At 61.3% G+C, this 15,292-nt stretch carries 9 protein-coding genes; 5 read left to right on the top strand and 4 right to left on the bottom strand.

Translation table 11 applies throughout. The features are described from left to right. Window positions 1–100: 100 nt before the first annotated feature. Window positions 101–865 (top strand): GntR family transcriptional regulator, encoded by a 765-nt coding sequence (locus tag HXW87_RS13095; protein WP_007961054.1) that lies wholly within the window; start codon window positions 101–103, stop codon window positions 863–865. Between the two features lie 146 nt (window positions 866–1,011). Here HXW87_RS13095 and guaD read toward each other — a convergent pair whose 3' ends face one another. From guaD to xdhA, 4 genes are all read right to left on the bottom strand, one after another. Beyond that, window positions 1,012–2,316, bottom strand: coding sequence for a guanine deaminase (guaD, locus tag HXW87_RS13100; protein WP_131670046.1), 1,305 nt, complete (start codon window positions 2,314–2,316; stop codon window positions 1,012–1,014). A gap of 13 nt (window positions 2,317–2,329) precedes the next feature. Then, window positions 2,330–3,187 (bottom strand): xanthine dehydrogenase accessory protein XdhC, encoded by an 858-nt coding sequence (xdhC, locus tag HXW87_RS13105; RefSeq protein ID WP_047293026.1) that lies wholly within the window; start codon window positions 3,185–3,187, stop codon window positions 2,330–2,332. A 144-nt stretch (window positions 3,188–3,331) separates the two neighbouring features. Beyond that, window positions 3,332–5,731 carry a xanthine dehydrogenase molybdopterin binding subunit gene (xdhB, locus tag HXW87_RS13110; protein ID WP_239779022.1) on the bottom strand — a complete coding sequence of 800 codons (2,400 nt, stop codon included), beginning with the start codon at window positions 5,729–5,731 and terminating at the stop codon, window positions 3,332–3,334. After that, on the bottom strand, window positions 5,724–7,178 hold the full coding sequence (gene xdhA / locus HXW87_RS13115; RefSeq protein WP_182404180.1) for a xanthine dehydrogenase small subunit: 1,455 nt from the start codon (window positions 7,176–7,178) through the stop codon (window positions 5,724–5,726). Before xdhA ends, xdhB begins: the two co-directional genes overlap by 8 nt. Window positions 7,179–7,445: 267 nt before the next feature. On the opposite strand from xdhA, the gene HXW87_RS13120 reads away from it, so the two are divergent. From HXW87_RS13120 to ligA, 4 genes are all read left to right on the top strand, one after another. After that, window positions 7,446–8,105, top strand: coding sequence for a GntR family transcriptional regulator (locus tag HXW87_RS13120; protein WP_239779023.1), 660 nt, complete (start codon window positions 7,446–7,448; stop codon window positions 8,103–8,105). A gap of 2 nt (window positions 8,106–8,107) precedes the next feature. Then, window positions 8,108–11,596, top strand: coding sequence for a chromosome segregation protein SMC (gene smc / locus HXW87_RS13125; protein ID WP_095667079.1), 3,489 nt, complete (start codon window positions 8,108–8,110; stop codon window positions 11,594–11,596). 259 nt (window positions 11,597–11,855) lie between these two features. Further along, a complete protein-coding gene (gene zipA, locus HXW87_RS13130; protein ID WP_047293036.1) occupies window positions 11,856–12,719 on the top strand; it encodes a cell division protein ZipA in 864 nt (287 codons plus the stop codon). Between the two features lie 147 nt (window positions 12,720–12,866). Beyond that, a complete protein-coding gene (ligA, locus tag HXW87_RS13135; RefSeq protein WP_239779024.1) occupies window positions 12,867–15,224 on the top strand; it encodes an NAD-dependent DNA ligase LigA in 2,358 nt (785 codons plus the stop codon). The last annotated feature ends 68 nt before the right edge of the window (window positions 15,225–15,292 follow it).

Genomic DNA, 15,292 nt, shown 5'->3' on the forward strand with positions numbered 1-15,292 from the left:
TGTACAATCGCGCTGTTTTTTACGCGATACTTGCCAGCGACCTACTGTGCCGTATTACAGTCACGGTCTATTCGCCGCAGTTCTCCCGACTCGAGTGCCCATGAACGAACAGTTGCAACCCCTCAAGAAACAACCGCGAGCAGGCAAAGCCGGCCGCAGCGGAACCCAGGACGATATTGTCTACGCGCACATTTTCGAGGCGATCCTCGAACAGCGTCTGGCGCCCGGTACAAAATTGAGCGAAGAAGCGCTGGGGGAAATCTTCGGGGTCAGCCGCACCATCATTCGCCGCGCGCTGTCGCGTCTGGCCCATGAAGGCGTGGTGCTGTTGCGGCCGAATCGTGGCGCTGTCGTCGCCAGCCCGAGCGTAGAAGAAGCGCGGCAGGTGTTCATGGCCCGTCGTCTGGTGGAGCGTGCAATCACCGAGCTGGCCGTGCAGCACGCCACCGCCGAGCAGATCGCCGAACTGCGCCAGATGGTCAACGACGAGCGCGACAGCTTCTCCCGCGGCGATCGTGGGGCCGGTATCCGTCTGTCGGGCGAATTCCACCTGAAACTCGCCGAAGCGGCGAAAAATGCGCCACTGATCAGCTTCCAGCGCAGCCTGGTCTCGCAGACCTCGCTGATCATCGCCCAGTACGAAAGCGGCAACCGCTCGCATTGCTCCTACGACGAGCACACCCAGTTGATCGACGCCATCGAAGCGCGCAACGGTGAGCTGGCGGTGGACCTGATGATGCACCACATGGACCACATCGACAGCAAGCTCAACCTCGATGAGGAAAGTGCGTCGGATGACCTGCATGCGGTGTTCTCGCATTTGTTGCAGACCAAGAAGCCTGGGCGCCCTGCGGCCAAGCTTTAAAAGATCGCAGCCTTCGGCAGCTCCTACAGGGGAGTGCGATCCAATGTAGGAGCTGCCGCAGGCTGCGATTTTTTGATCTTCCTACAGGCAACAAAAAATCCCCCGGGGTGAACACCACCGGGGGATTTTTTATGCCTGGAGAAAACTCAGCGCTGATGCACCAGTGCACCCGCCGCATACGTCTGCTGCACTGTGCGGTCATCCCCGAGCGTCATCAGCACAAACAACGTTTCGGCAATGTTGTTGGCCTGTTTCAGGCGATAGCTCAGTAGCGGCGTGGCGTTGTAATCCAGAACCAGGAAGTCGGCGTCGGAACCCGGTTGCAGGTTGCCGATCTTGTCTTCCAGACGCAGTGCCCGCGCACCGCCCAGCGTCGCCAGGTACAGCGACTTGAACGGACTCAACCGCGCGCCCTGCAGCTGCATGACTTTGTAGGCTTCGTTCAGGGTTTGCAGCAGCGAGAAACTGGTGCCGCCGCCGACGTCAGTGCCGAGGCCGACGTTGAGCTTGTGCTTCTCGGCCATCGGCAAGTTGAACAGGCCGCTGCCGAGGAAGAAGTTCGAGGTCGGGCAGAACGAGATCGCCGAGCCGGTTTCCGCCAGACGCGCACATTCGTCGTCGCACAAGTGCACGCCGTGGGCGAACACCGAGCGCTCGCCGAGCAGCTGGTAGTGATCGTAAACGTCCAGATAGCCCTTGCGCTCCGGGAACAATTCCTTGACCCACTCGATTTCCTTGAGGTTCTCGCTGATGTGGGTCTGCATGTACAGATCCGGGTATTCGGTCAGCAACTGGCCGGCGAGGGTCAGTTGTTCCGGGGTGCTGGTCGGGGCGAAACGCGGGGTGACCGCGTAGTGCAAACGACCCTTGCCATGCCAGCGTTCGATCAGCGCCTTGCTCTCGACGTAGCTCGATTCGGCGGTGTCGGTCAGGTAGTCCGGCGCGTTGCGGTCCATCATCACCTTGCCGGCGATCATCCGCAGGTCGAGCTTCTCGGCGGCCTCGAAAAACGAATTCACCGACTGCGGGTGCACGCTGCCGAACACCAGCGCGGTGGTGGTGCCGTTGCGCAGCAGTTCCTTGATAAAAATGTCCGCGACTTCATCAGCGTGGGTCTTGTCACCGAACTGGCTTTCGCACGGGAAGGTGTAGGTGTTGAGCCAGTCCAGCAGTTGCTCGCCGTAGGCCCCGACCATGCCGGTTTGCGGCAGGTGGATGTGGGTGTCGATGAAGCCCGGGGTGATCAGCGCATCCTGATAGTGGGTGATCTCGATGTCCGCCGGTAGGGTCGGCAGCAGTTCGCTGGCGTGGCCGAGGGCGCTGATCTTGCCGCCATCGACCACCAGCAGGCCGTCCTCGAAATATTCGTAGGAGGCTTCGATACCGACCTCGGCGGGGTCGGCGATGCTGTGCAGGATGGCGGCGCGGTAGGCTTTGCGAGTCAGAGGCATGAGGGTTCTCTAATCAGTTTGAGGCTTTGAGTGTGGCGGCCTGACTGCGCCGGGAAACCGGCAGCAGTTTGGCAATCGGTTCGGCGCTGGCGCTGTGCTGGCCGAAATTGGCGTTATAGGTGGCGATGATTTCGCCGGCGATGGAGATGGCGATTTCCACGGGCAGCTTGCCTTTGACTTCGCCGATGCCCATTGGGCAGCGCATGCGTTGCACGACGCTGCTGTCGAAACCGCGATCACGCAGGCGATGTTCGAATTTGACGCGTTTGGTCTTCGAACCGATCAGGCCGAAGTAAGCGAAGTCGTTGCGCTTGAGGAGCGCGGCCGTCAGTTCCAGGTCGAGCTGATGGTTGTGGGTCATGACGATGCAGTAGCTGCCGGCGGGCAGGTCATCAATTTCATCCAAAGGCTCTTCGGCGACGATTTTACGCACGCCGTGGGGAATCTGATCGGGGAATTCCTCTTCCCGCGAATCGATCCAGCGTACCCGGCACGGCAGGCTGGCGAGCAGCGGCACCAATGCGCGGCCGACATGTCCGGCGCCGAACACGGCAATTTGCGCCTGCACCTGGCCCATCGGTTCGAACAGCAACACGGTGGCGCCACCGCAGCACTGGCCGAGGCTGGCGCCGAGGCTGAAGCGCTCCAGATGGGTGTCCTGCTTGCCGCTGGCGAGCATCTCGCGGGCGATCTGCATGGCTTTGTATTCCAGATGCCCGCCACCGATGGTGTCGAAGGTCTGTTTCGCGCTGACGACCATTTTCGAGCCGGCATTGCGCGGGGTCGAGCCGAGTTCTTCGATGATTGTCACCAGAACACAGGGTTCGCCCTGGTTCTGCAGGTCGGCGAGGGCGTCGATCCAGTTGTACATGTTCACCTCGACATCTGTCGTTGTCTGTTCGGGCCGCATCGCTGGCAAGCCAGCTCCCACAGGTTTTGTGGTGTACCGCAAATCCTGAAATCACCACGGATCACTGTGGGAGCTGGCTTGCCAGCGATTGGCCGCGCCTCGGTCCTAGAGCGGAGCCAACTCGGCTTCAGCTTCGACCGCTTTCACCGTCTTGAGCTGACGCATCTGCTCACACCCCCACAACACCCGCTCCGGGGTCGCCGGCGCATCGATCTGCGGTTGATGCTTGTAGTCACCAAGGCTCGCTACCGCGTCCTTGATCGCGCACCACGCGGCAATCCCAAGCATGAACGGCGGCTCACCGACGGCCTTGGAATGGAACACCGTGTCTTCCGGGTTCTTGCGGTTTTCCACCAGTTTCACCCGCAGGTCCAGCGGCATGTCCGCCACGGCCGGGATCTTGTAGCTGGCCGGGCCGTTGGTCATCAGCTTGCCCTTGTTGTTCCAGACCAGCTCTTCCATGGTCAGCCAGCCCATGCCCTGGATGAAACCGCCCTCGACCTGACCGATGTCGATGGCCGGGTTCAGCGAGGCGCCGACATCGTGGAGGATGTCGGTACGCAGCATCTTGTACTCGCCGGTCAGGGTGTCGACGATCACTTCGCAACACGCCGCGCCGAAGGCGAAGTAGTAGAACGGCCGGCCCCGGGCCTGGCTGCGGTCGTAGTAGATTTTCGGGGTCTTGTAGAAACCGGTGCTCGACAGCGAGACCTGATTGAAATACGCCAGTTGGATCAGCGCCTCGAAGGTCATGATGTGGTCACGCACGCGCACATGGCCGTTGTGGAATTCCACGTCTTCTTCGCTGACCTTGTAGTGCCGTGCGGCGAACTCCACCAGACGCTGCTTGATGATCTCGGCGGCATTCTGCGCGGCCTTGCCGTTGAGGTCAGCGCCGCTGGAAGCCGCAGTCGGCGAGGTGTTTGGCACTTTGTCGGTGTTAGTCGCGGTGATCTGCACGCGATCCATTTCCACCTGGAACACTTCGGCCACCACCTGCGCGACTTTGGTGTTGAGGCCCTGGCCCATTTCCGTGCCGCCGTGGTTCAGGTGGATGCTGCCGTCGGTGTAAACGTGGATCAGCGCGCCGGCCTGGTTGAGGAAACTGGCGGTGAAGGAAATGCCGAATTTCACCGGGGTCAGCGCCAGGCCTTTTTTCAGGATCGGGCTGTTGGCGTTGTAGCGGCGGATCGCCTCGCGGCGCTCGGCGTACTGGCTGCTTTCTTCCAGCTCGGCGGTCATCTCTTCGAGCATGTTGTGCTCGACGGTCTGGTAATAGTGAGTGACGTTGCGCTCGGTCTTGCCGTAGTAGTTGGCCTTGCGCACGGCCAGTGGATCGAGGTTGAGATGGCGGGCAATCGCGTCCATCACTTCTTCGATGGCGACCATCCCTTGCGGACCGCCGAAACCACGGTAGGCGGTGTTCGACGCGGTGTTGGTCTTGCAGCGGTGACCGTTGATGGTCGCGTCACCGAGGTAATAAGAGTTGTCCGAGTGGAACATCGCCCGGTCGACAATCGAAGCGGAAAGGTCCGGCGAACAGCCGCAGTTGCCCGCCAGGTCCATGGCGATGCCGTGCAGGCGCCCGGTGCTGTCGAAGCCGACGTCGTACTCGACATAGAACGGGTGGCGCTTGCCGGTCATCAGCATGTCTTCGACCCGTGGCAGGCGCATCTTGGTCGGCTGGCCGGTGAGGTGCGCGATCACCGCGCACAGGCACGCCGGGCTGGCGGCCTGGGTTTCCTTGCCGCCGAAACCACCGCCCATGCGGCGCATGTCGACGACGATCTTGTTCATCGACATGTCGAGCACTTCGGCCACCAGTTTCTGCACTTCGGTGGGGTTCTGCGTCGAGCAGTAAACGATCATGCCGCCGTCTTCGGTGGGCATTACCGAGGAGATCTGCGTCTCCAGATAAAAGTGTTCCTGGCCGCCGATGTGCAGCGTGCCTTGAATGCGGTGTTCAGCGGTGGCCAATGCCGAAGCCGAATCGCCACGCTGATGGGTGTGGCTGTCGAGCACGAAGTGGCGTTTGCGCAGGGCCTCGACCACGTCCAGCACCGGCTCCAGATCTTCGTATTCGATGATCGCGGCCATCGCGGCTTTGCGTGCGGTTTCCAGGTCTTTCGCGGCCACGGCCAGCACTGGTTGACCGACGAACTGCACGTCATCGATCGCCAGCAGCGGATCGCCCGGCAGCAGCGGGCCGATGTCTTTCAGGCCCGGCACGTCTTCGTGGGTGATCGCAATGCGCACGCCTTCGAAGGCGTAGCAGGGCTTGGTGTCGATGCTGATGATTTTCGCGTGGGCGCGGTCCGACAGCCGTGCGTAAACGTGCAGCTGATTGGGGAATTCCAGGCGATCGTCGATGTACTGCGCTTCACCGGACACATGCTTGGCGGCGCTGTCGTGCTTGACGCTGCGGCCGACGCCGGTGGTCAGGTCCCTGGCGAACAATTCCGCCAGTTCGGCTTGAGTCTTCTCTACGGCGTGATGGTTAGACATAAGCGGTCACCCGAGTCTCGATGTGCGGTGTTTGCAGTTCGATGAAGTATTTGCGCAGCAGGTTCTGCGCGCTGAGCAGGCGATATTCCTTGCTGGCGCGGAAGTCCGAGAGCGGCGTGAAGTCTTCGCCCAGTGCGGCGCAGGCGCGTTCGATAACGGCGTTGCTGAATGGCTGGCCGAGCAGCACGGCTTCGCAATGGGCGGCGCGTTTGGGGATCGCGGCCATGCCGCCGAACGCCACGCGTGCGTCAGTGATCACGCCATTCTCGACGCGCAGATTGAAGGCGGCGCAGACGGCGGAAATGTCATCGTCCAGACGCTTGGAGACCTTGTAGGCGCGGAAACGCTGCCCGGCCGTGGCACGCGGGACGATGATCTTCTCGATGAACTCGCTTTCCTGACGGGCGGTGACCTTGTAGTCGATGAAGTAATCTTCCAGGTTCAGGGTGCGCCGGGTTTCACCCTTGCACAGCACCACCTGCGCGCCGAGGGCGATCAGCAGCGGTGGCGAATCACCGATCGGCGAGGCGTTGCCGATGTTGCCGCCGAGGGTGCCCTGGTTGCGGATCTGCAGCGAGGCAAAGCGGTGCAGCAGTTCGCCGAAGTCCGGGTATTCGGCAGTCAGCGCTTCGTAGCAGTCGGAGAGGGCGGTGGCGGCGCCGATTTCGAGGCGGTCATCGAAGCTTTCGATGCGCTTCATTTCGGCGACGTTGCCGACGTAGATCATCACCGGCAAGGTCCGGTGAAACTGGGTGACTTCCAGCGCCAGATCGGTACCGCCGGCCAGCAGCCGCGCTTGTGGGTAAGCGTCATACAGATCAGCCAGATCGGCCACGGTCAGCGGCACCAGGCAGCGCTTGTCGCCACTGTTGAGTTCACCGATATCGGTCGGGGCGATGGCTTTGAGGCGGGCGATGGTCTCGGCTTCGCGGGCATCGAACTGGTCCGGCTGTTTGCCGCAGCAGGATTGCTCGGCGGCGGCGAGAATCGGCCGGTAGCCGGTGCAGCGGCAGAGATTGCCGGCCAGCGCTTCGTGCGCCTTGGCCTGATCCGGTGCATCGCTGTTCTTTTGCAGGGCGAACAGCGACATGACGAAACCGGGGGTGCAGAAGCCGCACTGCGAGCCGTGGCACTCGACCATGGCTTGCTGCACGCTGTGCAGTTCGCCCTGGTGCTTGAGGTCTTCGACGCTGATCAGTTGTTTGCCGTGCAGCGACGACACAAAGGTCAGGCACGAGTTGAGGCTACGATAGCGAATGTGTTCGCGGCCGGCGTCATCGGTTTGCAACTCGCCGACTACTACGGTGCAGGCGCCACAGTCGCCGCTGGCGCAGCCTTCTTTGGTGCCGGATTTGCCTACATGCTCACGCAGGTAATTGAGCACGGTCAGATTCGGGTCCAGGGCGTGCTCGCTACGGAGTTCCTGGTTAAGTAAAAACTGGATCACGGAAGGCCTCGCAGACTCATTATTGTTGTTAACCGACGTGAGCCGAATTTAGCAGGTCTGACTTTTCGGTCAATGGTTTTCTGACTTAAAGGTCAGGAAAATTGGTTTTGTCGATTAACGTGTGCTCTATTGAGTATTGACCCTGAGCGGAACCCCTGCTTTTTTGCTTGAATCGTGCCAAAAAGCGCCGTGCGGGCACTCCGCCATGCACGTGCATTTGCGCTACACTGCGCCGCTTGTGCAGATCGAAGAGTTTGAAGGACAACCATGACGTTCAAGGCGCCGGACAGCCTCGCCGAGCAAATCGCTCACCACCTCGCCGAACGCATCATTCGCGGCGAAATGAAGCCGGGAGAGCGCATTCAGGAACAGAAGGTCACGCTGGCCCTCAATGTCAGCCGCGGATCGGTCCGCGAAGCCCTGCTGATCCTCGAACGCCGCCACCTGATCGCGATCCTGCCGCGACGTGGCGCCCATGTCACCGAACTTACCGCGCACAAGGTGCAGAGCCTGTGCACGCTGATGAGCGAGCTGTACATTCTGCTCGGCAATGCGGTCGCCAATGGCTGGCAGACCCAGGCCGACATGGCGCCGTTCGTGCAGATCCAGCAGCGCCTCACCGCCAGCTATGAGCGTCAGGACATCCGCACCTTCGTCGATGACAGCTTCGCCGTGATGCGCGCTGCGTACCCGTTTGCCAACAACCCGTACCTGCAAGAGACCGTCGAGAACCTGCAGCCGGCCATGAGCCGCGCCTACTTCCTCGCCCTCGAACAGCTCAAGGCCGAAATGAGCGAGTTCCTCGAACTGTTCGAACGCCTGCTGGCCGCTGTGCTCGCCCGTGATTTGCCGCAGATCCGCATCGTGCTGACGGCTTATGCCCAGCGCAGCAGCGATCTGGTGGTCTCCGCCCTGACGGTTGCCTGAGCGTGCGGCTAAAGTGCATCAAACTGGCGGGGTTCAAGTCCTTCGTCGACCCGACCACGGTGAACTTCCCCAGTAACATGGCGGCAGTCGTCGGGCCGAACGGTTGCGGCAAGTCGAACATCATCGACGCCGTTCGCTGGGTGATGGGCGAGAGTTCGGCGAAGAACCTGCGTGGCGAGTCGATGACCGACGTCATCTTCAACGGCTCGACCAGTCGTAAGCCGGTGAGTCAGGCGAGCATCGAACTGGTGTTCGACAACTCCGACGGCACGCTGGTCGGCGAATACGCGGCGTACGCCGAGATTTCCATTCGCCGCAAAGTCACCCGCGACAGCCAGAACAGCTATTTCCTCAACGGCGCCAAGTGCCGCCGTCGCGACATCACCGACATCTTCCTCGGCACCGGCCTCGGCCCGCGCAGCTACTCGATCATCGAGCAGGGGATGATCTCCAAGCTGATCGAAGCCAAGCCGGAAGACCTGCGCAACTTTATCGAAGAAGCGGCGGGCATCTCCAAGTACAAGGAGCGTCGGCGCGAAACCGAAAACCGCATCCGCCGCACCCACGAAAACCTGGCGCGTCTGACCGACCTGCGTGAAGAGCTGGAGCGCCAGCTCGAACGCCTGCACCGCCAGGCCGAGTCCGCCAAGAAGTATCAGGAATACAAGGCCGAAGAGCGCCAGCTCAAGGCGCAACTGTCGGCCCTGCGCTGGCAGGATCTGAACGATCAGGTCGGCCAGCGCGAATCGATCATCGGCAACCAGGAAGTCAGTTTCGAAGCGCTGGTCGCCGAGCAGCGCAATGCCGATGCCGCCATCGAGCGCCTGCGCGACGGGCACCATGAACTGTCCGAACGCTTCAATCTGGTGCAGGGACGCTTCTATTCGGTCGGCGGCGACATCGCCCGGGTCGAGCAGAGCATTCAGCACGGCCAGCAGCGCTTGCGTCAGTTGCAGGACGATCTGAAAGAAGCCGAGCGCGCGCGTCTGGAAACCGAATCGCACCTGGGCCACGACCGCACGTTGCTGCTGACCCTCGGCGAAGAGCTGGACATGCTCATCCCCGAGCAGGAAGTCACCAGCGCCGCCGCCGAAGAAGCCGCCGCCGCACTGGAAGATTCCGAAAGCGTCATGCACGGCTGGCAGGAGCAGTGGGACACCTTCAACCTGACCGCCGCCGAACCCCGGCGCCAGGCCGAAGTGCAGCAGTCGCGGATCCAGCAACTGGAAACCAGCATGGAACGGCTGGCCGATCGGCAAAAGCGTCTCGCCGAGGAGCGCGACTTGCTCTCCGCCGACCCGGAAGACGCGGCGATCATGGCACTCAACGAGCAGCTCGCCGAATCCGAAGCGACCCTCGAAGATTTGCAGACCAGCGAAGAGGCGCAGGTCGAAAAACTTGAACAACTGCGTCAGGAATTGCAGCAGGCACTGACCGCGCAGCAGCAGGCGCAGGGCGATCTGCAACGGCTCAACGGGCGACTGGCGTCGCTTGAGGCCTTGCAGCAAGCTGCGCTCGACCCGGGCACCGGCACCGCCGAATGGCTGAAAGAACACAACCTCGCCGAACGGCCGCGTCTGGCCGAAGGCCTGAAGGTCGAGGCTGGTTGGGAGCTGGCGGTGGAAACCGTGCTCGGCGCCGATCTGCAAGCGGTGCTGGTGGATGACTTCAGCGGCTTCGATCTGTCCGGTTTCACCCAAGGCGATTTGCGCCTGCTCAGCCCCGCCAGTGATGGCGTGCGCGTCGCGGGCAGTTTGCTGGATAAAGTCGAGGCGCAGATCGATCTGTCGCCATGGCTCGGCCAGGTCAAACCGGTCGACAGCCTCGAACAGGCGCTGGCCCTGCGCGGGCAGTTGAGTGCCGGGCAGAGCCTGATCAGTCGCGATGGTTACTGGGTTGGTCGACACTTCCTGCGCGTACGTCGCGCCAGTGAAGCCGAGAGCGGCATGCTCGCCCGGGGCCAGGAAATCGAGACGCTGCAGGCCGAGCGCGAAGAGCGCGAAGCCACGGTCGAAGCCATGGAAACCCGCTTGCAGACCTTGCGTGCGCAACAGCGTCAGCAGGAAAACGGCCGCGAACATTTGCGTCGCCTGCTGCAGGATGAGGCCCGCTCACAAGGTGAATTGAAAGCCCAACTGTCCGCCGGTAAAGCCAAGGCCGAACAACTGACGCTGCGCCGCACGCGGCTTGACGAAGAGCTGATCGAGCTCGCCGAGCAGCGCGAACTTGAGCACGAACAAGTCGGCGAAGCGCGCATGCAATTGCAGGAAGCGCTCGATGCCATGGCGCTGGACACCGAGCAGCGCGAATTGCTGCTGGCCCAGCGTGACAGCTTGCGCGAACGCCTTGATCGCGTGCGCCAGGAAGCCCGCCAGCACAAGGATCACGCCCATCAACTGGCGGTGCGTCTCGGTTCGCTGCGTGCGCAGCACGATTCCACGCGCCAGGCGCTGGAGCGTCTGGAAATGCAGGCCGAGCGCCTGAGCGAAAAACGCGAACAGTTGAGTCTGAATCTGGAGGAGGGCGAGGCGCCGCTGGAAGAGCTGCGCCTGAAACTCGAAGAACTGCTCGACAAGCGCATGACCGTCGACGAAGAACTGAAGACCGCGCAGATCGCCCTGGAAGACGCCGACCGCGAACTGCGCGAGGCGGAAAAGCGCCGGACCCAGGCCGAGCAGCAATCGCAATTGATCCGTGGTCAGCTCGAACAGCAGCGCATGGAATGGCAGGCGCTGACCGTGCGGCGCAAGGCGTTGCAGGATCAATTGCTTGAAGACGGCTACGATCTCAATGGCGTGCTCGCGACATTGACGCCTGAGGCCAGTGAACGCGCCGCCGAAGAAGAACTCGAACGGATCAATGCGCGGATTCAGCGCCTGGGCGCGATCAACCTCGCGGCCATCGACGAATACACGCAACAATCCGAGCGTAAACGTTATCTGGATGCGCAGGACGCCGATCTGGTCGAAGCATTGGAGACCCTGGAAAACGTCATTCGCAAGATCGACAAGGAAACCCGTAACCGTTTCAAAGATACCTTTGATCAGATCAATGGCGGTTTACAGGCGCTTTTCCCGAAAGTTTTCGGTGGCGGCAGCGCGTATTTGGAACTGACGGGCGAAGATCTACTCGATACAGGGGTGACGATCATGGCGCGGCCGCCAGGAAAGAAGAACAGCACCATCCATTTGCTCTCCGGCGGGGAAAAAGCCCTGACCGCGCTGGCACTGGTTTTTGCGATCTTCAAATTGAATCCGGCGCCGTTCTGCATGCTCGATGAAGTTGACGCGCCACTGGATGACGCTAACGTTGGACGCTACGCACGATTGGTTAAAGAGATGTCGCAGACCGTGCAGTTCATCTATATCACCCACAACAAGATCGCCATGGAAATGGCCGATCAACTGATGGGCGTGACGATGCACGAGCCGGGTTGTTCGCGACTGGTTGCAGTGGATGTCGAGGAGGCGATGGCGATGGTGGACGCCTGAGTCAGCGTGGTGTCGGAAGGGTATGAATAGCCTGTAGGACTTTTTTACCGACTTCGACTTGCTGGCCAATCGACATATTCGCGCAAGCCAACGTGACAGACGGTGTAAAGTTGTCTTTGGTCGTGCTAGTTTAATGTCAATTTTTCGTATACGTGGGCAAAACGCCTGTCAGAACATAGAGTTGGCGCCACGTTTTAAAGCGGTTTGCACAATGTAAACCCCTTATTTTTCAGCATTTTTTATAGAGGCACGGGATTACATGGAAATCGGTCTGCGCGAGTGGCTGATCGTCATCGGCATCATTGTGATAGCCGGTATTCTTTTCGATGGCTGGCGCCGTATGCGCGGCGGCAAGGGAAAACTGAAATTCCGTCTTGACCGAAGTCTGTCCAACCTGCCGGACGAGGACACCAGCGCTGAGCTGTTGGGCCCGGCCCGCGTGCTGGATACGCATAAAGAGCCGCAACTGGACGAACACGATCTGCCATCGGTGAGCATGCCGGCCCGCGAAGCACGCGAGCCTCGCGAATCCGGTTCGAAGCGTGGCAAGCGCGGCAGCAACGGTCCGGCCCAGGGCGACTTGAACCTCGATCTGGACCTGGACGGCGGCCCGAGCTTCAGCAGCCGTGATGACGACTTCGTCGAAGACAGCAAGCCTGCGCCGGCCGTGGCCGACAAGGATCAGCCGCAAGCCGAAGAAGTCCTGGTGATCAGCGTGATCTGCCGTGACGCCGCCGGCTTCAAAGGCCCGGCCTTGCTGCAGAACATTCTCGAAAGCGGTCTGCGTTTTGGCGAGATGGATATTTTCCACCGCCACGAAAGCATGGCCGGCAACGGTGAAGTGCTGTTCTCCATGGCCAACGCGGTCAAGCCGGGTATTTTCGATCTGGACGACATCGACCATTTCAGCACGCCGGCGGTGAGTTTCTTCCTCGGTCTGCCAGGCCCGCGTCATCCGAAGCAGGCCTTCGACGTGATGGTGGCGGCAGCGCGCAAGCTGTCCCAGGAGCTGAACGGCGAGCTGAAAGACGACCAGCGCAGCGTGCTGACCGCGCAGACTATCGAGCACTACCGTCAGCGCATCGTCGAATTCGAGCGCCGCGCCCTGACCCAGAAGCGCTAAGGCCAAGATCAAAAGATCGCAGCCTTCGGCAGCTCCTACAGAGGAACGCGATCCCTGTAGGAGCTGTCGAGTGCAACGAGGCTGCGATCTTTGAATGATGAAACTGGAGCAGCCTCGGCTGCTCTTTTGCTTTATGAGAGAACACCCATGACCGCCGCCAAAAACCGCATTCTAGAGCTGCGTGCTGAACTCGATCAGCACAACTACCGGTACCACGTCCTCGACGAGCCGAGCATTCCGGACGCCGAGTACGACCGGTTGTTCCACGAGCTCAAGGCGCTGGAGGCGGCCAATCCGGAGCTGATCACCAGCGACTCGCCGACCCAGCGTGTCGGCAGCGTGGCGTTGACTGCCTTCACCCAGGTGCGTCACGAAGTGCCGATGCTCAGTCTCGGCAACGCCTTCGAAGAAACCGACATGCGCGAATTCGACCGCCGGGTGACCGAAGGCCTGGATCTGCCGGCCGGTGATCTGTTCGGTGGCGGTGCGGCGGTGGAATACAGCTGTGAGCCGAAACTCGATGGCCTGGCGGTCAGCCTGCTGTATCAGGACGGTGTGCTGGTACGCGGCGCTACCCGTGGCGATGGCACCACCGGTGAAGACATCAGCGTCAACGTGCGCACGGTACGCAACATTCCGTTGAAGCTGCATGGCGAAGGCTGGCCGGCCACTCTGGAAGTGCGTGGTGAAGTATTTATGTCCAAGGCCGGTTTCGAGCGCCTTAACGCTTCGCAACTGGAAGTCGGCGGCAAGACCTTCGCCAACCCGCGCAATGCCGCGGCCGGCAGCCTGCGCCAGCTGGATTCGAAAATCACCGCCAACCGCCCGCTGGAATTCTGCTGCTACGGCATCGGCCAGGTCTCCCACGATATCTCCGATACCCACATCGGCAACCTCAAGCAGTTGCAGAAGTGGGGCCTGCCGATCAGCCACGAGCTCAAACTGGCCAAAGGCATCGGCGAGTGCCTGGATTATTACCGCGACATCGGCGAACGGCGTAACGCGCTGGCCTACGAAATCGACGGTGTGGTGTTCAAGGTCAACAGCATCGCCGATCAGCGCGAGCTGGGCTTCCGTGCCCGCGAACCGCGCTGGGCGATTGCGCACAAATTCCCGGCCATGGAAGAGCTCACCGAACTGCTCGACGTGGAATTTCAGGTCGGCCGCACCGGCGCCGTCACGCCGGTGGCGCGGCTGAAACCGGTCAAGGTCGCGGGCGTCACCGTGGCCAACGCCACCCTGCACAACATGGACGAAGTGGCGCGCCTGGGCCTGATGATCGGCGACACCGTGATCATCCGCCGCGCCGGAGACGTGATCCCGCAGGTGGTGCAAGTGGTCACCGAACGTCGCCCCGAGAATGCGCGTCCTGTAGCGATTCCAGAGAACTGCCCGGTCTGCGGCTCCCATGTCGAGCGCACGCAACTGGTCAAACGCAGCAAGGGCAAGGAAACCATCAGCGAAGGCGCAGTGTACCGCTGCGTAGGCCGTCTGGCCTGCGGTGCGCAACTGAAGCAGGCGATCATTCACTTCGTCTCGCGTCGGGCGATGGATATTGAAGGCCTTGGCGACAAGAGCGTCGAGCAACTGGTCGACGAAGGTCTGGTCAGTTCGCCGGCCGATCTGTATGCGCTGAAGTTCGACGACATTGTCGATCTGGAAGGCTTCGCTGAAGTCTCCAGCAACAAGCTGCTGGCGGCGATTGAAGACAGCAAGCAGCCGGGGCTGGCGCGTTTCATCTACGCCCTCGGTATTCCCGACGTCGGCGAGGAGACGGCCAAGGTGTTGGCGCGCTCGCTGGGTTCGCTGGAGCGCGTGCAACAGGCGCTGCCGCAAGTGCTGACCTACCTGCCGGACATCGGTCTGGAAGTGGCGCACGAGATTCACAGCTTCTTTGAAGATGCGCATAACCAGCAGGTGATCAGCGAGTTGCTGGGGCATGGCCTGCAGATTCAGGATCAGGGCGATCTGGGCGCCGAGTTCGCCGCCAGCACCACCCTTGGCGGTCTGCTCGACAAGTTGCACATTCCCTTTGTCGGCCCGGGCGGTGCGCAGAAACTGGCAGACAAGTTCGGTTCGCTGGACGCGGTGATGAATGCCGACTGGCTGGACATGCGCCAGGCGCTGCCGGAGAAGCAGGCCAATTCGGTGCGTGAGTTTTTTGCTGTGGCCGAGCACCGGCAGATTGCCGAATCGGCGGAGAAACAGCTGCGTGATTTCGGCATGCACTGGCTCAGCGAGAAGAAAGTCGTCGAAGGCCTGCCGTTGTCCGGCGAAACCTGGGTGCTGACCGGCAAGGTCGAGCTGATGAGCCGTGATGTGGCCAAGGAACATCTGGAAAGCCTTGGCGCCAAGGTCGCCGGTTCGGTATCGGCCAAGACCCACTGCGTAGTGGCGGGGCCCGGAGCCGGTTCGAAATTGACCAAGGCCAATGAGCTGGGGGTGAAGGTGATGGACGAAGAGGCGTTTATCGCTTTCCTGAAGGGACACGGTCTGTCCGTTTAAGAACAAAAGATCGCAGCCTTCGGCAGCTCCTACAGGGGATCAATGTGGCAAGACACTAATTCTGTAGG

Source organism: Pseudomonas sp. Y5-11, assembly GCF_022368695.1.
Classification (GTDB): domain Bacteria; phylum Pseudomonadota; class Gammaproteobacteria; order Pseudomonadales; family Pseudomonadaceae; genus Aquipseudomonas; species Aquipseudomonas parakoreensis.